Raw genomic sequence first — 22,924 nt, 5'->3', positions numbered from 1 at the left:
TTATGCGGTGGCCATGCGGCGCTCCAGCAGGTGTTCGAGTTCGTCGAGCAATTCGTCGCTGCGCAGCAGTTCGTAGTGTCCACCGGCCAATAGGCGATCAACGCCATGACGACCAACCTGGGCTTCGAACACCCGGCGTTCGTCGTCACGACCCGCCACCCACCAGCGATGGGCAGTGGCCTGGATCGCGGGCAGTTGTCGTTGCGCCAGTGACAGTTGCTTGAGCGACGAACCGGTGGCGAAGATCTGCGTCAGTTCACTGGCGCCCAACGCCGCGTGGTCATTGGCGCCGTGCATGGCCGCTTCGATCACTGCGGCGGCGCCTTCGCGCTCGTTCAGGCCTGCGGCTTTCGCGGCAATCAACGCCTGTGCTTCTTTAGACGGCTGACCAAGGACAAACTTCAAGAAGTCCGCCAAATCTTCTCGCCAGTCCGACGCCTGCGCCGTGCCCGCCACATAACTATCGACCAGCCCGGCAAACGCCACCGTCTGACCCTGGGATTCCAATTCATGGGCAACCAGTTGCGTCAACGCGCCACCCAGCGACCAGCCGAGCAAATAGTACGGGCCTTCAGGCTGTTGCGTGCGAATCCGTTGCGTGTAGGCCTGGGCCATGGCCAGCAGCGACGCGTCCTGCCATTGCGGATCGAGCAGCATCCGGCATTGCAGGCCGTACACCGTGCGCCGTCCTTCCAGGCGCCGCGCCAGCGGTTCGTAGTCGAACACCGTGCCGAAACCGGCGTGCAGGCAGAACAGCGCCGGCACGTTGGGGATTCGCGCATTCAGCGCCAGCAGCGGATCCGGCGCAGACGCCGGCTCGGCAGCCTGATAACCACTGAGTTCGGCGATGCACGGCTTCTGCATCAGGTCCCGCAGCTTCAACTCAAAGCCCAGTTGCGGCTGGCTGCGCACCCGCGAGATGACCTTGAGCACCTGCAACGAGTCGCCGCCCAGTTCGAAGAAGTTGTCGTCGATGCCTACCTGCGGCACGCCGAGCACTTCTTGCCAGATCGCGGTCAGCGCCGTTTCCAGTGCGTTGCGCGGTGCGCGGTAACCACCCAGTGCCCATTCAGGTGCAGGCAGTGCGCGACGATCCAGCTTGCCGTTGGCCGACAGCGGGAAGCGTTCCAGCACCAGGATCCGTGCCGGCACCATGTAGTCCGGCAGTTGCGCTTGCAGTTCAGATTTCAAGCGGCGATCCAGCCCAACAGCACCGCCAGCCACCACGTAGCCCACCAACTGCTTGCCAGTCGGCGTGTCGTGCACCACCACGGCGGCATCCTGCACCCCGGCGCAATCGCGCAGGCGGGCTTCGATTTCCCCCAGTTCGATGCGGAAACCACGAATCTTCACTTGCTGGTCGAGACGCCCCAGGTAGTCGATCAACCCACACTCACGCTGGCGCACCAGGTCGCCGGTGCGGTACATGCGGCCACCGGCCTCGAACGGATCGGGGATGAAGCGTTCCGCACTCATGCCCGGACGCTGGTGATAACCACGCGCCAGGCATTCGCCGCCCAGGTACAGCTCGCCGCTGACACCCACCGGCAATGGATTGAGGTCGGCGTCGAGTACGTACAAGCCACGCCCGGCGACACCACGGCCGATCGGTGCATAGGCCGCATCACAGGTTTCGCTGACTTCGGCACGCCACAACAGCGGCGTGACCACGGTTTCGGTCGGGCCGTAGCCATTGACCAGACGCTGCGGCCGCAGAGCGCGTTTGACCTGCTCGAAACTGGCTTCCGGCACCGCATCACCACCGAAGCAATACACCTCGACCGCCGGCGGATTGCCCAGGCGCTCGGCCACTTCCGCCATTTGTTGCAGATACGCCGGCGGGAAGCAGGCCACGGTGACGTTGTGGCGATGCAGCACGTCCAGGGTTTGTTCCGGGGTCCACAGGCTGTCGTCGCGGATCACCAGGCTGCCGCCGGCCAACATCACACTCAGCCAGCGCTCCTGGGCGCCGTCGAAAGCGAAGGACATGAAGTGCAGTTCGCGGCTGCGTGGTGCCAGTTCGTAGAGGTTGATGATGCCGCGGCAATGCCGGGCAATCGGCCCGCGCGCCACCGCCACGCCTTTCGGTTGGCCAGTGGAACCGGAGGTGTAGATCAGGTACGCCAGGTGCCCCGGCAATGGATGGACAACCGGGCTAGCAACGCCGTCGGCAACGCTCAGTTGATCCAGCAACAGGCGTGGCGGGCTGTCGGCCAGCTTCAGTCGTTCACCCAGATCGCTGTCGCACAGCAAGAGGCTGGCCGCCGAATCGCTCAACATGTAGGCCAGTCGCTCGGCTGGGTACGCCAGGTCCAAAGGCAAATAAGCCGCCCCGGCCTTGAGCACCGCAAGGAACGCGACGATGGTGCGTTCGGAGCGCGGCAACGCCACTGCCACCAGACTTTCCGCACCGATACCATGACCAATCAACTGCTGTGCCAACCCATTGGCCCGGACCTCAAGCTCGGCATAACTGACTTGCCGATCTTCACAGATCAAGGCGATTTTCTGCGGCTGGTTGCACACATGCTGATTGAAGGCGTGCAGCAGATCGGCAGGGTCATCGCTCGCTTGCGGCAGGCTGATAACCGCTTCAGGCAAACCGATATTGCCCAGCAGACAAGTAGCATCTTCAGGCAACGCACGCAGCAACCCTTCAAGCTGCGCACGAATCCGCTCAACTTCCAGCTCGCTGAAGCGATCACGCAGAAACAGGTATTCGACTTCCAGACCTTCCTCGTTGGCGCTGACCATCAAGTCCATCGGGAAGTTGGTGACCCCGCCGCTGCCGACTTCGGCAAAGCGCAACTCACCTTCCTCGCCCCCTTTCAAGGCACGGTCCACCGGATGGTTTTCGAACACGATGATGCTGTCGAACAGGCCCTGGCCACCCTGCCCGGCCCAGCGCTGGATGTCCGACAACGGCGTGTGCTCGTAGTCGCGGACCATCAGGTTGTAATCCTGCAACGCGCGCAACCACTCGCCCAACGGCTGTTGCGGGTCGAGGGTCTGGATCACCGGCAAGGTGTTGATGAACAGGCCGAGCATGTCCTGCGCACCGGCAAGCCCGGTCGGACGCCCCGCCACCGTGGCGCCGAATGCGACGCTGCGCTGGCCGCTGTGGCGTTGCAGCAGCAACAGCCAGGCGCCTTGCACCAGGGTGTTGAGGGTCACGCGTTGACGCTTGGCGAAGGTGTGCAGTTTGCGCGTCGCCTCGGCGTCGAGGTTGCTGTACATCACGCCGTGGCCGGAACCTGCAGCACCGGAAGCCTTGGCCAGGATGGTCGGTTCTTCGAGCAATGCCAGGCGCTCGCGCCAGAAGCCTTCGGCCTGCGCCCCGTCCTGGCGTTGCAGCCAGGCGATGTAGTCGGCGTAGCGTCCGGTCAGGGTCGGCAGGCTGTCGTTGTGGTACAGGCGCAGCATGTCGGCCAACAGTCGCGAGGCGCTCCAGCCGTCCAGCAACAGGTGATGGTAGATCCAGATCATCTGGTAACGGTCATCGCCCAGGCGTACCAGGATAAAGCGCATCAACGGCGGGCAGCTCAGGTCGAAGCCCTTGGCTTGTTCCGCTGCCGCCAGTTCGCCCAACGCCTGCTCGGTGTCGGTGCGCTCGCGCCAGTCGAGTTCTTCGATCGGCAACTCGACGTCGGTGAACACCGCTTGCAGCGGATCGGCCAGACCATCGCGCCAGCGGAACGCCGCGCGCAGCACTTCGTGACGCTCGACCAGGGTCTGCCAGGCCGCACGGAAACGCAGCACCTGCAAGCCGTCCACCGCCACGCTCAACTGGTTGACGTAGGGGTTCAGTTCCGGTGAATCGAGGCAATGGAACAGCATGCCTTGTTGCATCGGCGACAGTGGATACAGGTCTTGCAGACCTTCGCGAGCGGCGATGTCGATGTGCGGCACCAGCGCAAAAGCAGGGACTTTCGGCGTTTCTACCAACGCCGCTTCACGACGGGTCGCCACCGCAGCGAGTGCCCGGATGGTTTGCTGTTCGAACAGTTGCTTCGGACTGAACACCAGCCCGCGCTGCCCGGCACGGCTCACGGCTTGCAGCGAGATGATGGAGTCCCCGCCAAGCTCGAAGAAGTTCTCGGTGACGCCCACCGAATCCAGGCCCAGCAGTTCCTGCCAGATCTCCACCAGCAAGGCTTCGGCCGGTGAGGCAGCGGCGACTTGATCGTGGTTCTGACGCGACGCTTCAGGCGCGGGCAGGCCTTGGCGATCAAGCTTGCCGTTCGGCGTCAGCGGCAACGCGGCCAGGCACATCAAATGCGCTGGCAGCATGTGCGCCGGCAAACGGCTGCGCAGGTGAACGATCAGCGCTTCACGCAAATCCTGCTCATCGGCGAGCGGATCGCGCGGCACCACGTAGCCGACCAACTGGCGGCTCACCGGGCCTTCGCGGTCAATCACGAAGGCTTCACGCACGCCCTCATGCTCCATCAGGCAGGCTTCGATTTCACCGAGCTCGATACGGAATCCGCGAATCTTCACTTGCTGGTCGATACGGCCCAGGTACTCGACCACGCCATCGGCGCGGAACCGCGCGAGGTCGCCACTGCGATACAAGCGGCCACCCGGTACGAATGGATCCGGCACGAAACGTTCAGCGGTCAGGTCCGGCCGCCGGTGGTAACCCCGGGCGACGCCTTCGCCACCCAGGTACAACTCCCCCGCCACGCCGACTGGCAACGGCTGCAAGCCGCCGTCCAGGATATAGGCGCTGCGATTGCCGACCGGCCGGCCAATCGGCATGAACGCCGAGTCGAACTCGGTATCCGGATACGCCAGCCAGATCAGCGGTGTAATCACGGTTTCGGTCGGGCCGTAGCCATTGATCAGGCGCTTGGGTTGCAGCACCTGCTGCACCTCATCGAACGCATGCTTGGCCATGCCTTCACCGCACGGGGTGTAGGAACGGATCGGCAGATCGCGCCCCGCTTCGCCCATGAAATCGGCGATCTGCGCCAGGTAGGTCGGGGTGAAGCAGGCGATGGTGATGCCGTGCTTTTCGATCTCGGCGCAGGTGCGCTCCACGCTCCACAACTCATCGTCCCGCGGCATCACCGCCGAACCGAACACCAGCGGCGTCAACCAGCGCTCGTGGGCGCCGTCGAAGCTGATCGAGGCGAATTGCAGCTCGCGATCGTCCGGGGTCATGCCGTACAACTCGCCGATCGACAGGCAATGCATGGCCAGCGGACCGTGGGCCACGCTCACGCCTTTGGGCCGGCCGGTGGAGCCCGAGGTGTAGATCAGGTAGGCCAGGTTCTCGCCGCAGGTCAGGTTGACCGGGTTGATTTCCGACATCAAGTCCAGTGGTTCGCGGTCGATTTCCAGCACCGACAAGCCTTCGGGCAATGGCAGTTTTTCCCGCAGCCACGATTGGCTGAGCAGCAGCGAAATGCCGCTGTCTTCCATCAGATAACGCAGGCGTTCGGCCGGGTAGGCAGGGTCCAGGGGCACGTAGGCGCCGCCGGCCTTGAGGATGGCCAACAGGCCAATGATCATGTCCGGCGAGCGCTGCATCGCCAGGCCGACCCGCACTTCCGGGCCGATGCCCAGCTCGCGCAGGCGGTGGGCCAACTGGTTGGCACGACGGTTGAGCTGGTCGAAGCTCAATGCCAGGTCGTTGAAGATCAGCGCCGTGGCGTCCGGGCGGATGACGGCCTGGTTTTCGATCAACTGATGCACGCAGAGCGGGTTTTCCTGCGCGGTGAACGCCGGGTTCCACTCAAGCAACTGTTGCGCGCGTTCCGGGGCGGTCAGCAGGTCCAGTTCACTCAATGCCACCTGGGGCGCGGCGACCATCGCCGCCAGCAGCGCGGCCAAATGCTCGCTCATGCGGGCAATGGCGTCGCTGCTGAAGTGCGCGCACTGGTAGCTCCAGTTCAGGCTGAGCTGGCTTTCGGCGGTGGCCGCCAGCGTCAGCGGGAAGTTGGTGCGTTCATGGTTCTGCGGAATGGAGAAGCTCAAACCGGCCGGCGCGCCCTGTTGCAGCGCTTCGGCCACCGGGAAGTTTTCGAACACCAGCAGGCTGTCGAACAGCGGCTCGCCGGCACGCCCGGCCCAGCGCTGAATGTCGCCGAGGGCGGTGAACTCATGCTCACGCAGTTCCAGGTTTTGCGCCTGCAAGCGGGTCAGCCATTGTTCGACGCTTTCAACGGCGTCCGGGCTGCTGATCACCGGCAAGGTGTTGATGAACAGGCCAAGCTGGCTTTCAGCGCCCGGCAAGTCCACCGGGCGCCCCGCCACGGTCGCGCCGAACGCGACGCTGCGCTGGCCGCTGTAGCGTTGCAGCAACAGTGCCCAGGCGCCTTGCACCAGGGTGTTGAGGGTGACTTTCTGCTGGCGGGCGAAGTCGCTGAAGCGCTTGCTGGTGGCGACATCGAAGGTCTGGCGATGGTCGGCGAACTCCGCCGTCGACAGGTTTTTACTGTTGCCATGGGCCAGGCTCTGGGCCAGCAGGGTCGGGTTGTCCAGGGTCGCCAGTTGCTCGCGCCAGAACAGCTCGTCGGCCTGGGCGTCCTGTCGTTGCAGCCAGCCGATGTAGTCGGCGAAACGCCCGGTGGTTGCCTGCACGTCCTGCCCGGCATAACGCTGCAGCACTTCGCTCAACAGCAGCGAGTTGCTCCAGCCGTCGAGCAACAGGTGATGGTGGGTGTAGATCAGTTGCTGACGCTCGTCGTCGAGGCGCACCAGGGTCAGGCGCATCAGCGGCGCCCGGGTCGAATCGAGTTGCAGGCGTTCGCTGTCGATCAACTGCGCCAGCGCTTCGGCCTGGTCACTGCGGTCGCGCCAGTCAAGGCAGGTCAGCGGCAAGTGCAGGTGACGATGGACCAATTGCACCGGCGCTTCGAAGCCGTCCGGGAAGTGGAAACTGCTGCGCAGTATCGGGTGGGTGTCGAGCACCGCTTGCCAGGCGCGGCCCAAGCGCTCGGCATCGAGGCCGCGGGCTTCGACGCTGAGCTGGTTCACGTAGGCGCCGGATTCGGATTCGTAGAGGCTGTGGAACAGCAGACCGGCCTGCATCGGTGACAGTGGATACAGGTCTTCGATCTGCGCCGGCGGCACCGGCAGGCCATCGAGTTGCGTTTGGCTCAGACGCGCCAGCGGGAAGTCCGCCGGGGTCACGCCGCCTGCGCCATCGCTCAGGCAGTGGGCGATCAGCGCCAGCAATTCGCTTTGGTAGTCCGCCGCCAGCGCTTCGATCTCGCGCCGGTCGAAGCATTCGCGGCTGAAGGTCCAGTCCAGTTTCAGTTCGCCGCCATAGACCTGGCCGTCCACCGACAGCCAGTTCGGCAAGGGTGCGTCTGCCGATTGTGCGGCACCGCTGGATTCGCGCGCCGGGGTGAACAACGCGTCCTCGGCAAAGCTCTGGTCGAACTGCCCGAGGTAGTTGAAGGTGACCCGCGCTTGCGGCAATGCGGCCAGCGTCGCCTGGGTCGTGGCATCGCCCATGTAACGCAACAGGCCGTAGCCCATGCCTTTGCCGGGGATCTCGCGCAGCTGCTGCTTGATCGCCTTGATCGAACCGGCAAGGTCGGCGGTCGGCGTCAGGCACACCGGGAACAGGCTGGAGAACCAGCCGACGGTGCGGGTCAGGTCGATGTCGTCGAACAGCTCTTCGCGGCCGTGGCCTTCGAGCTGGATCAGCGCCGATGCGTGACCGGTCCAGCGGCTGAGGGTACGGGCCAGTGCGGTCAGCAGCAGGTCGTTGACCTGGGTGCGGTAGATCGCCGGCGCCTGTTGCAGCAGCTGGCGGGTCTGTTCGCGGTCCAGGCCGATGCTGACGCCTTGGCGCAGATGCCCGGCCTGGCTGGCCTGGGCATTGGCGGCTGGCAGCGAATCATTGGCGAGGCGCAGCTGTGCCAGCCAGCCGTCCAGTTCGCCGGCAGCGGCTTCGGAGCGTGCATACGCCTCGAGTTTGTCCGCCCAGGCCTGGAACGAGCTGGTCTTCGGCGGCAGGTCTTGCCCTTGGTAGGCCGCCTGCAAATCTTCCAGCAACACCCGCCAGGACACACCGTCCACTGCCAGGTGATGGATCACCAACAATAACCGTTGCGAGCCATCGGCCTGAGCGATCAAGGCGACTCGGAGCAACGGCCCGTCTTGCAGGCTCAGGCTACGCTGGGCTTCGTCGCACACCGATTCCAGCGAGGCATCGCTGGCCACGCGAGCGGTCCAGAGCATGTCGACGACGTCGGCACTGTCGGCGCCGACATAACGCGCCGACCACTCTGTGGGAGCGAGCCTGCTCGCGATGAGGCCAGCACCCGCAACATTGATGTTGCCTGACCCACCGCCATCGCGAGCAGGCTCGCTCCCACAGGGATCCTGCAGGGATTGCGGTGTCGTGGCGACCTGACTGAAGCGCAAACGCAGGGCATCATGCTGCTTGAGCAAGCGTTGCAGAGCGGCTTGCAGGCGCGGCAATTCGAGGGTTTCCCGCGGTACCAGCAGCACGGCCTGGTTCCAGTGCGCACGGTGCGGGATCGGCTCGTCGAAGAACCAGCGCTGGATCGGCGTGAGTGTTTGCACACCCTCCACCGGCCCTTGTTGCGCCAGCGGCGCGGCCTGTTCTTTCACGACGGCGGCCAGCGCTTGCAAGGTTTGCTGCTGGAACAGATCGCGCGGTTGCAGGCTCAGGCCGGCGCGACGGGCACGGCTGACCACCTGGATCGAAATGATCGAGTCGCCGCCCAGTTCGAAGAAATTGTCCTGCCGCCCGACCTGCTCCACGCCCAACACGTCCTGCCAGATCTGCGCCAGCACCTGTTCATGTTCGCTGCGCGGTGCTTCGAACGCCCGCTGGCTGACCTGCACGGTCGGCGCAGGCAGGCGTTTGCGGTCGAGTTTGCCGTTGGGGCTCAAAGGCATCTGTTCGATCAGCACGGTCTGCGCCGGCACCATGTAATCCGGCAGGCTCGCCAGCAAATGGCTTTTCAGGGTTTCACGCCACGCGCCTTGTTGTTCGGCATTGGCGCTGACCAAGGCTCGATCTTGCGGCACGATGTACGCAACCAGCTGCTTGCCGCTCGGGCCATCGAGCGCCAGCACCACGGCTTCTTGCACGTCGGCATGTTCTTGCAGGCGCGCTTCGATTTCCCCCAGTTCGATGCGCAAACCGCGAATCTTCACTTGATGGTCGATCCGCCCGCAGTAGTCGATGGCGCCATCGGCGCGGTAGCGTGCCAGGTCACCGGTGCGGTACAGGCGCTCGCCACTGCCAAAGGGATCGACCACGAAACGCTCGGCAGTCAACGCGCCACGGCGGTGGTAACCGCGAGCCAGGCCGACACCGCCGAGGTACAACTCACCCACCGCACCCAGCGGCAAGGGTTGCAGTTCGCTGTCGAGGATGCAGGTGCGCAGGTTGGCGATCGGCCGGCCGATCGGCACGCTGTCGCGGCCTTCTTCCGCGCAGGTCCAGTGGGTCACGTCGATGGCCGCTTCGGTCGGGCCGTAGAGGTTGTAGAGACTGGCTTGGGGCAGGCTGCGCAAGGTCTGGCGTTGCAGCTCCATCGGCAGCGCTTCGCCGCTGCAGATGATCCGCTGCAACGAGGTGCAGGCCAGTGACTCGTCGGCACCGATGAACGCCGAGAGCATCGACGGCACGAAGTGCAGCGTGGTGATCGCCTGCTCGACGATCAGCGCGGCCAGGCGTTGCGGATCGCGATGCTCGCCCGGCGCGGCGATGACCAAGGTGGCGCCCTTCATCAGCGGCCAGAAAAATTCCCACACCGACACGTCGAAACTGAACGGCGTTTTTTGCAGCACCCGGTCGCTCGGCAGCAGGTTGTAGGCTTCCTGCATCCACTCCAGACGGTTGTGCAGCGCCACATGACGGTTGCCTGCGCCTTTGGGTTTGCCGGTGGAACCGGAGGTATAGATCACATAGGCGAGGTTTTCGGCCACCGCCCGGCTCTTTAAATCAGAAGCAGGCAGATCAGTGCCCGGCAAATCGCTCAGCCAATCGGCCTCGGCGTGCAGGCACAGAGTGCGCACATTATCCGGGGTCGGCAATTGCGCCAGCAGATGCTCCTGGGTGAGCAACAGCGAAATGCCGCTGTCTTCAATCATGTAGCTCAGGCGATCGAGGGGGTACTCCGGGTCCAGCGGCACATAGGCGCCACCGGCCTTGAGGATCGCCAGCAGGCCGACGACCATTTCCAGCGAGCGGTCGCAGGCAATCCCCACCAGCACTTCCGGACCGACGCCCTGGGCGTGCAAGTGACGGGCCAGGCGGTTGGCGCGCAGGTTCAGCTCGGCGTAACTCAAGGACTGGCCCTGGAACACCAGAGCGGTCGCGTCACCGTCTTCAATCACACGTTCTTCGAAATGGCGCTGCACGCAGACTTCGCCCGGGTAAACCTGAGCAGTGTCGTTGAGGTCATCCAGAATGCGCAGGCGCTCGTCGGCTTCCAGCAATGGCAGCTCGGCGAGCGGGCATTGCGGGTTCGCCAGCACCCCGGCCAACAGGTTGCGCCAATGGCGAGCCAGGTGTTCGATGCGCTCGGCGTCGAACAGATCGGTGGCGTAGGTCAGGCTGGCGAACAGCTGGTCGCCCTCCTCCTGGGTGTCCAGTTGCAGGTCGAACTGAGTGGTATGGGCCGTGGCGTTCAGCGCCTCGACCCGTAGCCCGGCGAGCAAGCCGCTGACCGCTGCCGGCTTGGCTTGCTGGTGGTTGAACATCACCTGGAACAACGGGCTGTGGCTGAGGCTGCGTTCGCCTTGCAGCGCCTGCACCAGCCGCTCGAACGGCAAATCCTGATAATCCTGGGCATCCAGTGAAGCGGCGCGGGTCTGGTCGAGCAACTGGCTGAACGGCAGGCGCCCGTCGAGTTCGGCGCGCAGCACTTGGGTGTTGACGAAGAAGCCGATCAGGGCTCGGGTTTCCGCGCGATTACGGTTGGCAATCGGCACGCCAACGCGCACGTCGGACTGACCGCTGTAGCGATAGAGCAAGGCCTGGAAGCTCGCCAGCAACAGCATGAACGGCGTGACGCCGCGCTGTCTGGCCAGGCTCATCAGGCCGCTGCTCAGACGTGCATCGAGGGCGAAATCCAGACGCGCGCCCCGTTGGCTCGGTTGCGCCGGGCGCGGGCGATCAGTCGGCAATTCCAGCAGCGGTTGTTCGCTGCCCAGGGTGTCGCGCCACCAGTTGAGCTGGCGTTCCAACTCACCCGCTTCCATCCAGCGGCGTTGCCACAGGGCGTAGTCGGAATACTGGATCGGCAGAGCTTCCAACGCAGCGCCCTGCCCTTGGCAATGGGCAGCGTAGAGCCGGGAAAACTCCTCCACCAACACGCCCATCGACCAGCCATCGGTGACGATGTGGTGCAGGGTCAGCAACAGCACATGGTCGTCGGCATCGAGCTGCAACAGGCTGACCCGCAGCAGCGGACCGTGTTGCAGATCGAACGGCCGGGCAATCTCCTGCTCGACGGTTTTCATCGCCAGATCGAGGCGTTGATCTTGAGATTCGCCGCGCAAGTCGATCTGCTCGATCGGCAACGCAGTGAATTCGGCGAGCGTCTGCAGCACCTGGCCGTCGTCTTCGACGAAACGGCTGCGCAGGCTCTGATGCCGCTCCAGCAGCACGTCGAAACTCTGCTGCAATGCCGCGACATTCAGCGGCCCGTGCAAGCGCAGGGCGGCTGGAATGTTGTACGCCGAACTCTGCGGATCGAGCTGCCAGAGGAACCATTGGCGCTGCTGCGCATAGGACAGTTCGAAGCTCGCTTGCGGCTCGGCGGCGGGCGGAATCGGCAACTGGCCGAAGCTCACGCCCTGCTCTTGCATGCGTTGCAGAAATTCGCGGCGCTTGTCCGCAGGCAGGCCGGCGAAGCGGCTGGCGATACGCTGGGCAGTGGTGTGTTCCATCAGTTGATCTCCATCTCGTCCAGAAGCGACTCGAGCGCATCAAGACGTGCATCGTTGTCAGCCGGGGCGTGTTGCCCGGCCATGGCGGCATAAGCCTGCAGGTCGGTGGATTCGAACAGCGCGCGCAGCGGCAGCTCGATGCCCAGTTCCAGCTCCACGCGGGCGCTGGCCTGGGCGGCGAGCAGCGAATGCCCGCCCAGTTCAAAGAAGTTGTCGCGCCGGCCGATCTGCGCCACGCCGAGCACCTCGGCCCAGATTGCCGCCAGTTGCTGTTCGAGGTCGCCCTCGGGGCCTTCGAACGGTCGTTGCCAGTCCTCGGCATCGGGCAGCGGCAAGGCCTTGCGGTCGAGCTTGCCGTTGCCGGTCAGGGGCAAGGCCTCCAGCAGCAGCCAGTGACTCGGCACCATGTAGTCCGGCAGATCGACCTTGAGCGCGGCGCGCAGGGTGTCGCGCCAGGCGATCGGGTCGTGCGGGGTGTGTTCGGCGACGACATAGGCGCACAGCTGCGGCCCGGCGTCGCCCGAGTGCACGCTCAGCACCGCCTGACACACGCCCGGTTGCGTCAGCAACGCAGCCTCGATTTCCCCCAGTTCGATGCGAAAGCCGCGAATCTTCACTTGCTGGTCGATCCGCCCCAGGTAGTCGATGCTGCCGTCGGCCCGCTGACGGGCCAGGTCGCCGCTGCGATACAGGCGCTGCGCGGCATCGAACGGGCTCGGCACGAAGCGCTCGGCGGTGAGGCCGAAACGCCCGTGATAACCCCGGGCCAGGCCGGCGCCGGCGATGTACAACTCCCCCGCCACCCCGACTGGCACCGGTTGCAACTGGCTGTCGAGCAAGTACCAGCGCAGGTCGCGGATCGGCAGGCCGATCGGGCTCTGGGCCTTGCCGTCGAGGTCGGCCAGGCGGATGGCGCGGTAGGTCACGTGCACCGTGGTTTCGGTGATGCCGTACATATTCACCAGGGTCGGCTGCTGGTCGCCGAAGCGTTCGAACCAGGGGCGCAGGCTCGCGACTTCGAGGGCTTCGCCGCCGAAGATCACCTGACGCAGTGCCAGGGTTCGCGGGCTGGCGCAGGCGACCGGCGACAGTTGGCGGAACGCGCTCGGCGTCTGGTTCAACACCGTCACGCCCTCATCACAGAGCAAACGGTGGAACGCCTGCGGCTCGCGGCTGATGTCATGCGGCACGATGACCAGGCGCCCGCCGGTGCACAGCGAGCCGAACAGCTCCCACACCGAGAAGTCGAAGGCGTAGGAGTGGAACAGGGTCCAGACATCGTCCGGGCCGAAGTTGAACTCGGCAGTGGTGGCCGTGAGCAGACGCCCGACGTTGCCATGGCTGAGCAATGCGCCTTTTGGCCGGCCGGTGGAACCGGAGGTGTAGATCACGTAGGCGAGGTTTTCCGGGGCCGCCAGCGTCGGCAAGTTGTCGGCGCTGTAGGCGTCCAGTGGCAACGACTCCAGGCTCAATACCTGCACGCCGTCGCGGGACGGTAAACCATCGATGAGGTGTTGTTGGGTCAACAGCAGGGTGATGCCGCTGTCTTCGATCATGTAGCTCAGGCGCTCGGCCGGGTATTGCGGGTCCAGTGGCACGTAGGCGCCGCCGGCCTTGAGGATCGCCAGCAAGCCCACCACCAGCGGCATCGCCCGCTCGGTGGCGATACCGACCCTGACCTCGGGACCGACGCCCTGCTCGCGCAGCTTGCGCGCCAGGCGGTTGGCCTGGGCGTTGAGTGCAGCGTAGGTCAGCCGTTCCCCTTCGCAGGTGAGCGCGATTGCAGTCGGACGTTGCGCAGCCTGGGCCTCGAACAGCTGGTGCAAGGTCGGCGACGGCGATTGCGCCTGGAACGCCGGGTTCCAGTGCTGGATCAGCGCATCGTATTGAGGTGCTTGCAGCAACGGCAGTTCGGCCACCCGCTGCTGCGGATCGATGACCACCGCTCGCAACAGGTTCAGCCACTGCTCGCTGAGGCGCTGCATGGAAGCCTCGTCGTACAGGTCAGTGGCGTAGGTCAGGCTGGCGTCGAGCGCCTCGCCCTGCTCCTGGGTATCGAGCACCAGATCGAATTGCGTGGTGTGCTGCTGCCATTGCAGACGCTCGACTTGCAAGTCGGCGACAGTGCGCTCGACGCTGGCGCCCAACTGCTGCTGGTGGTTGTAGAGCACCTGGAACAACGGGCTGTGATTGAGGCTGCGATCCGGCTGCAAGGCGTCGACCAACTGCTCGAACGGCAAGTCCTGATTGGCCTGGGCGCCCAGTGCAACCTGCTTGACCTGCTGTAGCAAGGCACTGAACGGTTGCTGCCCGTCGATCTCGGCACGCAGCACCTGGGTGTTGATGAAGAAGCCGATCAGGCCTTCGGTTTCAATGCGCGAACGCCCGGCGCTCGGCACGCCGACGCTGATGCTCGACTGGCCGCTCTGGCGATGCAGCAAAGTCTGGAAGCTCGCCAGCAACAGCATGAACAAGGTCACCTGTTGCTCCTGGGCGCGTTGACGCAAACCGGCCAACAACTCGCGATCAACGTTCAATGCCAGGCTGGCGCCGCGCTCGGTGCGACGGGCCGGACGGGTGAGTTCGCTCGGTAACTCAAGCGGTGCCTGGCTGCCTGCCAGTTGCTCGCGCCACCAGTTGAGTTGGCGTGCGCCCTCCCCGGCTTGCAGCCAATCGCGCTGCCAACGGGCGTAGTCGCTGTAGTTCACCGGTAAGCTATTGAGGTTCGCAGCCTTCCCTTCGACACCGGCCTGATACAGCGCACTGAATTCATCGACCATGACCTGCATCGACCAGCCATCGGCAGCAATGTGGTGCACGGTCAGCACCAGCACATGCTCGTTGGCATTGACTTGCAGCAGCAATACGCGCCACAGCGGACCGTTACGCAGATCGAACGGCCGGGCGATTTCTTCGGCCACGACGCTGTCGATCGACAACTGATCGCAATGGCGTTCTTCCAGTTGCAGCGACAGGTTTTCATGAAGCACGGGACGTGCCTGCTGACCATCCTGCTCGAAGGTCGTGCGCAGGGTTTGGTGACGGGACTGCAATTGACCGAACGCTTCGCGCAGGGCCTCGCGGTTCACCGCGCCTTTGAGGCGCAGTGCGGCCGGAATGTTGTAGGCCGGACTCTGGGGATCCAGCTGCCAGAGAATCCATTGGCGTTGCTGGGCGTAAGACAGGATCTGTGGCTGATCGGCCGCCGCACGTTGCAGGACCGGTTGGCCGCTGATGCTCGCCCGTGCGGCACGCTCGGCAAACTCCGCCAGATTTGCGGCAGAGAACAGGCTGCTCACGGACAGTTCCAGCTGCAACTGCTGACGTACGCGGGAGATCACCTGCAGCACCAGGAGCGAGTGACCGCCCAGCTCGAAGAAGTTGTCGTCGCGGCCCACCTGCTCGACCTGCAGCACCTCTTGCCAGATCAGCGCCAGTTGCGTTTCCAGCCCTTCGGCGGGGGCTACGAAATCCCGTTGAGCATTGCCGGCTTCAACGCGCGGCAAGGCTTTGCGGTCGAGCTTGCCGTTGTTGTTGAGCGGCAGTCTGGCCAGCAGGATCAGATGGCTCGGCACCATGTATTCCGGCAGCGACTGACGCAGAACGGCTTTGAGCTCTTCCAGATATTCAGCCTGGGAAGCCACTGCACCGCTGGCCACGATGTAAGCCACCAGTTGCGTCCCGTCCTGGGCGATGACGGCAGCTTCGCGCACTTCCTCACGGGCTTGCAGGCAGGCTTCGATCTCGCCCATTTCAATGCGCAAACCACGAATCTTCACTTGATGGTCGATGCGACCGACGTATTCCAGATTGCCGTCAGCGTTGTAGCGTGCCAGGTCACCGCTGCGGTACAGGCGCGCGCCCGGCTCACGGGCAAAGGGGTCCGGCAGGAAACGCTCGGCGGTCAGCGCCGGACGATCAAAATAACTTTGCGCCAGGCTGGCCGGGGCGCCGATGCACAATTCACCGACGCCGCCGTTTGGCAGCAGCTGACCGGCAGCGTCCAGCACATACAGCGCGCGACCGGCGATGGCGCGACCGATCGGAACGCCAAACGCGTCGCTGGCATCCTCGAGACGGCATTCATGAACGCTGGACACCACGGTCGCCTCGGTCGGGCCGTAGGTATTGAGCAACCGCACAGGACTCAAACCGGCCTGATGCCACAAGCGCAAACCTTCCACCGACATGGCTTCGCCACCGACGTGAACCTGGCGCAAATCGCCCAGGCTGCTCACCACACCGCTCGCACATTCGCGCGCCAGCAAATACCAGTAAGCCGCCGGCAAGTCCGCGACGGTCACACCTTGCTGGACGATTTCAGCGGCGAGTCGACCGGAATCCCACAGGTCGTCGCCACGCATGATCAATGCCGCGCCGACGCACAATGCCGGGAAGCACTGCTCGACGAAGCCATCGAAGCTGAAGGTCGCGAACTGCAGCACGCGGTCCGAAGCCGACAGCCGCGAATAGTCGGCGGCGGTCTGGCAGAACTCGCGCAGCGCCCCATGGGCGATGGCGACGCCCTTGGGTTGGCCGGTGGAGCCGGAGGTGTAGATGATGTAGGCAAGGTCTTCGGCGACCGCATGGTTTTGCGGAGCACTGTCGGGGAAACCGGCGCTGTCTTCGAGGCTGAGACGCAGCACACCCGCCGACAGTGGCACATCTTCCAGCAGGCCGGACTCGCACAGCAGCAGGTCGAGTCGGCTGTCATCGATCATGTAGGCCAAACGCTCGACCGGGTATTTCGGGTCCAGCGGTACATAGGCCGCGCCGCTTTTGAGCACCGCCAACAGGCTGACGATCAGCTGCGGACCGCGATGCAGTGCCAGGCCGACGCGTTTGCCGGGGCCGGCACCGTTTTCGATCAGACGATGAGCCAGGCAATTGGCCTGAGTGTTCAGCTGGCCGTAGCTCAGGCTCTGACCATCAACCCGCAGTGCCAGCGCATCCGGCGTGGCGGCGGCTTGAGCCGCGATTTGTTCGTGCACCAAACGGGTTGTGGATAACTCGACCGCCGCCGGTTGGCTGATCGCGATCACTGCCTCTTTGCCATCGGCATCGAGCAGTTCCAGCGCGCCGAGTGCCGCATCCGGCAGCGCGACCAATTGCGCCAGCAGGTGCTGCAGGTTGGCCGACAATTGGGCAACCTGCGCCGCACTGAATCGCGCCGCATCGTAGCTGAAGTCCAGGCTCAGGCCTTCGCCCAACTCGATGCCCAGGGTCAGTGGATAGTGCGTGCGCTCGTGGTTGTGCAGGTTGGCGAACGACAGGCCGGCCGGTGCGCCCTGTTTCAGCGCTTCGGCCACCGGGAAGTTTTCGAACACCAATAGGCTGTCGAACAGTGCAGCACCCTGTTGCCCCGCCCAGCCCTGAATATCGTATAACGGCACATGCTCGAACTCGCGCATGGCCAGGTTCAGCCCTTGCAGCTCGCCCAGCCACTGGCTGACGGTCTGATCCGGCTTCATCGCGCAGACCAGCGGCAAGGTGTTGATGAACAACCCGAGCTGTTCTTCAATCCCTGGCAGCGGCGCCGAACGCCCGGCCACGGTGGCGCCGAACACTACGCAGTCCTGGCCGGTATAGCGTTGCAGCAACAGACTCCAGGCCGCTTGCAGCAAGGTGTTGAGGGTGACTTTCTGCTGGCGGGCGAACTCGGCCAGGCGCTGGGTTGCGCGGCTATCGAGGGCGACGCGGTACGCTTCGCTACCCTCGGCGCCCACCGGTGGACGCAGGGCTTCGGCCAGCAAGGTCGGGGCTTCCAGCGGCGCCAATGCCGCTTTCCAGAACTGCTCGCCAGCGGCGGTCGATTGCTGCTGCAACCAACCCAGATAGTCGCGGTATTGCCCGCTTGGCGCCGGCAGCGATTGCCCGGCGGCGTAGTGCTGGATCACTTCGGCGAGCAACTGCGCGTTGCTCCAGCCGTCCATCAGGATGTGGTGGCTGGTATAGATCAGGTGCCAGTCATGGGTGCCCATGCGGACCAGCTTCAAGCGGAACAGCGGCGCGTGGCCCAATTCGAAACCCTGGGCGCGTTCGGCGTCGGCCAGGACGTCGGTGTCGGTCGCTTCAAGCACTTCAAGCGGCAGCGCCACCTGACGGACAATCGCCTGGTGCGCGGTGTCGAGGCCTTGCCAGTGGAAGCTGCTGCGCAGGATGCCGTGGCGCTCCAGCGCGGTTTGCCAGGCTTGGGCGAATCGCTGCGGATCGAGACCTTGAATGTCCAGGCGCAGCTGACTGATGTAGGCGCCGACTTCGGGTTCGTACAGGGTATGGAACAGCATGCCTTGCTGCATCGGCGACAGCGGGTAAAGGTCTTCCAGTGTCGCGATCGGCAATGCGTCGAGTTGCAGTTGACTGATGCGCGCCAGCGGGAAGTCCGACGGCGTGGCTTGCGGCGCTTCAAGGGCGCAGCAGTGATCGATCAGCGCAGTGAGCTCCAGCGCGTAATCGTCGGCCAGACGCTGGATGGTCGCGGTGTCAAACATCTCGCGGCTGAAGCCCCAGCTCAGGGCCAACTCGCCGCCATACACCTGACCTTCGATCGTCAGCCAGTTGCCCAATGGCGCCGATGGGTCCTGCGCCACCCCGCTGCCTTCGGTGGACGGCACGAACATCGCCGCGTCATCGAACTGACGATCGAACTGCCCCAGATAGTTGAAGGTGAGGCGCGGTTGCGACAGCGCTGCCAGTTCGGCACGAATCGGCGCGGTGCCGAGGTAGCGCAACGCGCCGTAGCCCAGGCCTTTGTCCGGTACGGCGCGCAGTTGTTCCTTGATGGCTTTGATCGAGGCGCCGAGATCGCTGGCAGGCATCAGGTTGACCGGGAACAGGCTGGTGAACCAGCCGACGGTGCGGGTCAGGTCGATGTCGTCGAACAGGTCTTCGCGGCCATGGCCTTCCAGCTGGATCAGCGTGCTGCCCTGCCCGCTCCAGCGGCACACCGCGCGCGCCAATGCGGTCAGCAGCAGGTCGTTGACCTGGGTGCGATAAGCCGCCGGCGCTTGCTGCAGCAGTTTGCGGGTTTGCTCGGTGTCGAATTTGAGCTCGAGCTTATGCTCGAAGCGGTTTTCCAGAGCACCGTGCGGACGATCGCAGGGCAGATCGGTGGGTGCGCCTTGCAGCTGGGCTTGCCAGTGACCGAGGCTGTTTTCAAAGGCTGGAAGATGATCCTGCAGACGGGTGACCCAGCGCTGATAGGTGCTGGTTTTGACGGTTGATCCGTTGCCGCTGTAGAACTGCTGCAGATCTTCCAGCAGCACGCGCCAGGAAACGCCGTCTACGGCCAAGTGGTGAATGACCAGCAGCAAACGTTCGGTGCCGTCAGCCATTGCCACCAGCAGCGCCCGCAGTAACGGGCCGTTTTGCAAGTCGAGGCTGCGTTGGGCTTCGTCGCACAGAGCGGCGAGTTCTTCGACCGATTGCGCCTGGCGCTGCCACAGCACCGACTCGGTAGTCGGCGCGGCATAGCTTTGCTGCCAGCCTTCAGCAGTTTTTACGTATCGCAGGCGCAAGCTGTCGTGATGGGTCAGCAATTGCTCCAAGACATGATCGAGCGCCGCGACATTCAACGCCTCGCGCGGCACCAGCAGCAGCGACTGGTTCCAGTGCTGGCGCTCGGGAATGGTGTGCTCGAAGAACCACTGTTGCACCGGCGCCAACGCCACCGTGCCAGTGGCCGGGCCTTGGTCGATCCGCTGCTGTTCACCGCTGCGAGCGGCCTGGGCCAGGCTGCGGATGGTCTGGTGCTGGAACAGATCCTTGGGGCTCAACAGGATCCCGGCCTGCCGCGCGCGACTGACCACTTGCATGGAAACGATGGAATCGCCGCCGAGTTCGAAGAAGTTGTCTTCCAGGCCAACGTTGTCGATGGCCAGCACGTCCTGCCAAATCGCCGCGAGGGCTTTTTCCAGACTGCTGCGTGGCGCGACATGTTCACGTTGTTGCTGAGTGCCGTCGATGGCCGGCAAGGCCTTGCGGTCGAGCTTGCCGTTGGGGGTCAGCGGCAATTGTGCGAGGAACAGCAGGAACGCCGGGACCATGTAGTCCGGCAAATGCTGGCGCAGCGCCGTTTTCAGGGTTTCACGCAGGGTCGTTTGAGCGTCGATGTCAGCCAGCAACGCAGGATCGGTCGGCACGAGGTAGGCGACCAGTTGCTGACCGTTGACGCCGTCCTGCGCCAGCACCGCCAGCTCGCGGACCGGGTCTTGCTGCAACAACCGGGCTTCGATCTCCCCCAGTTCGATGCGGAAGCCACGGACCTTGACCTGATGGTCGATGCGACCGACGTATTGCAGCGTGCCGTCGGCCTGATAACGGGTCAGGTCGCCGGTGCGGTACAGGCGCTCGCCGTTGCTGGCGAACGGGTTCGGCACGTATTTCTCGGCGGTCATGCCCGGGCGCGCCAGATAGCCGCGAGTAATGCCCGCGCCCGACAGATACAGCTCGGCCGATACGCCTTGGGGCACCGGTTGCAACTCGGCGTCGAGTACATAGCTGGCGGTGTGCTTCAGCGGTCGGCCAATGTTCGCGCGACCACCGGCCTCGCGGCGGGTCCAGGTCGAATAGGTGGTGTCTTCCGAGGGGCCGTACAGGTCGTAGACGTGTTCGACGGTGGGCTGCTGATACAGGGCGTCCACCAGGCTCTGCTTCAGCGGCTCGCCAGCGAGGTTGATGATGCGCACGCCCGGCGGGATCTGCCCGTCGCGCTGCAAGGCGTTGATCGCCGACGGCACGGTGTTGATCAGGCGCACCTGATCCCGGGCCGGCAGGTGCGGCAATTCCAGGGCATTGCGGGCGATGATCACCGAGCCGCCATTGGCCAGGGTGACGAACAGCTCCCACACCGACAGGTCGAAGCACACCGAGGTCGAGGCCAAAACGCCTTGAATGTCTTCGCGGCGGTAGACCGATTTCGACCAGTCGATCAGCGCCAGCACGTTGCGGTGGGCGATGGCCACGCCCTTCGGTTTACCGGTGGAACCGGAGGTGTAGATCACGTAGGCGAGGTTGTCCGGGGTGACCGGAGTTACCGGGGCGCTGCCGGGGTAATCGGCCCATAGCCCGTCTTCCATCAGCACCACTTGGGTGTCGGCCGTCACACTGAGCGTCGCCGCGACGGATTGCTCCGTCAGCAGCACCAGGGCGCGGCTGTCTTCTAGCATGTAGGCAACGCGCTCGGCCGGGTAGTCCGGGTCCAGGGGCACGTAGGCGCCACCGGCCTTGAGCACCGCGAGCAGCGCCACCAGCAGCGTGTCGGAACGCTGCATCGCCACGCCGACCCGGACTTCCGGGCCCACACCCAGCTCGATCAGTTTGTGGGCCAGGCGATTGGCCTGGGTGTCGAGCTCGGCGTACGTCAGTTGCTTGTGGGCGAAGGTCACCGCCAGTGCCGTCGGGTTTTGCGCGACTTGTTGGCTGATCAGCTCGTGAATGCACAGGTCCTGGGCTAAGCTTTCGTCTGCGCGATTCCAGTCATTCACGATGCGTTGGTATTCGGTTTTTTCCAGCAGCGGCAAATCGCCGATGCGCTGCTGCGAATCGCTGACCATGCCGTGCAACAGGTGCGTCCAGTGCTGCGCCATGCGCGCGATGGTCGAGGCGTCGAACAGGTCATTGGCGTAGGTCAGCGCGGCGTGCAGCTTGCCGCCTTTCTCATAAGTGTCCAGGGTCAGGTCGAACTGCGTGGTGCGCCCTTCCCACTCGATCACGCCCAGCGCCAGGCCGGACGCGGTGCTGACGGTGGAGATATCCGCGACCTGCGGCTGGTGGTTGTACATCACCTGGAACAGCGGCGTGTGGCTGAGGCTGCGCTCCAGTTTCAGCGCCTCGACCAGGCGCTCGAACGGCAGGTCCTGATGAGCCTGGGCGCCGAGGGCGGTTTCCTTGATCCCGCGCAGCAATGCGTCGACGCGGGTCTGGCCGTCAAGCTGGGTGCGCAGTACCTGGGTGTTGACGAAGAAGCCGATCAGGCCTTCGATCTCGGCGCGGTTGCGATTGGCGATCGGCACGCCGACGCGGATGTCGGTCTGCCCGGTGTAGCGGTGCAGCAGCACGTTGAAGGCGCCGAGCAAGAGCATGAACAGGGTGATGTTGTGTTTCTGCGCCGTGGCGCGCAGTTGCTCGGCCAGTTGCGCGTCGACCGCGAATTCGTATCGGGTGCCGCGATAGCTCGGCATCGCCGGGCGCGGGTGATCGGCGGGCAGCTCCAGTACCGGGTGTTCGCTGCCCAATTGCGCCTGCCAGTAATCGAGCTGACGCGCCTGCTCCCCCGCCTCCAGCCAACGGCGTTGCCACAATGCGTAGTCGCTGTACTGGATCGGCAACGGCGCGAGTTGCGGTTGCAGGCCCGCCTCGAAGGCGTCGTAGCAGCGGATGAATTCGTCGATCAGCACGTTCATCGACCAGCCGTCGGACACGATGTGGTGCAGGGTCAGCAGCAGCACGTGCTCCTGCTCGGCGAGCTTGAGCAAGGTGACGCGCAGCAAGGGGCCGACTGACAGATCAAAGGGCAGCACGGATTGCTGTTCGGCCGCCTGGGCGACTGCCCGTTCGCGCTCTGTGGCCGGTAAGGCGCTGAAATCCACATGGTCTATGACCAGCGGCGCGCTGGCCGGTACTTGCAGCAAGGTGTCATCGGCCTGGCGCTGGAACACGGTACGCAGGGTTTCGTGACGCGCCACCAGACTGGCGAAGGCTTGCTCCAGCGCCGACAGGCTCAACCGCCCGGTCAGGCGCACTGCACCCGGCAGGTTGTAAGCGCCGCTTTGCGGGTCCAGCTGCCAGAGAAACCACATGCGCTGCTGGGCGTACGACAGCGCCTGGCGATCGTCGGCTTCGACACCGGCAGGGATCGGGAAGCGGGCGAAATCAACGCCCTCCTTGTGCAAGGCCGCAAGGAACATCTGGCGCTTTTCCAGGGGCAACCCGATAAACCGGCGAGCAAGTTTCAAGGAGTCTTCAGCATTCATTTCTGGGTATCCGGATCAGTGGCGGGAAGCACAAAGGCACGTCGTCCCTATAAAACGAA

2 protein-coding genes are annotated in these 22,924 nt (G+C 64.4%); both read right to left on the bottom strand.

Annotated features, from left to right (window positions below; all coding sequences use genetic code 11):
• Positions 1–11,892, bottom strand: a complete 11,892-nt coding sequence (locus F8N96_RS29170) for a non-ribosomal peptide synthase/polyketide synthase (protein WP_150800735.1) — start codon at positions 11,890–11,892, stop codon at positions 1–3.
• On the bottom strand, positions 11,892–22,865 hold the full coding sequence (locus F8N96_RS29165) for a non-ribosomal peptide synthetase (protein ID WP_150800734.1): 10,974 nt from the start codon (positions 22,863–22,865) through the stop codon (positions 11,892–11,894). The genes F8N96_RS29170 and F8N96_RS29165 overlap by 1 nt, the downstream gene beginning before the upstream one ends.
• Positions 22,866–22,924 lie beyond the last annotated feature (59 nt).

Origin of the sequence: Pseudomonas fluorescens, assembly GCF_902497855.1 — a bacterium.
GTDB lineage: Bacteria > Pseudomonadota > Gammaproteobacteria > Pseudomonadales > Pseudomonadaceae > Aquipseudomonas > Aquipseudomonas fluorescens_BI.
This window is presented reverse-complemented; position numbering and strand designations above follow the sequence as displayed.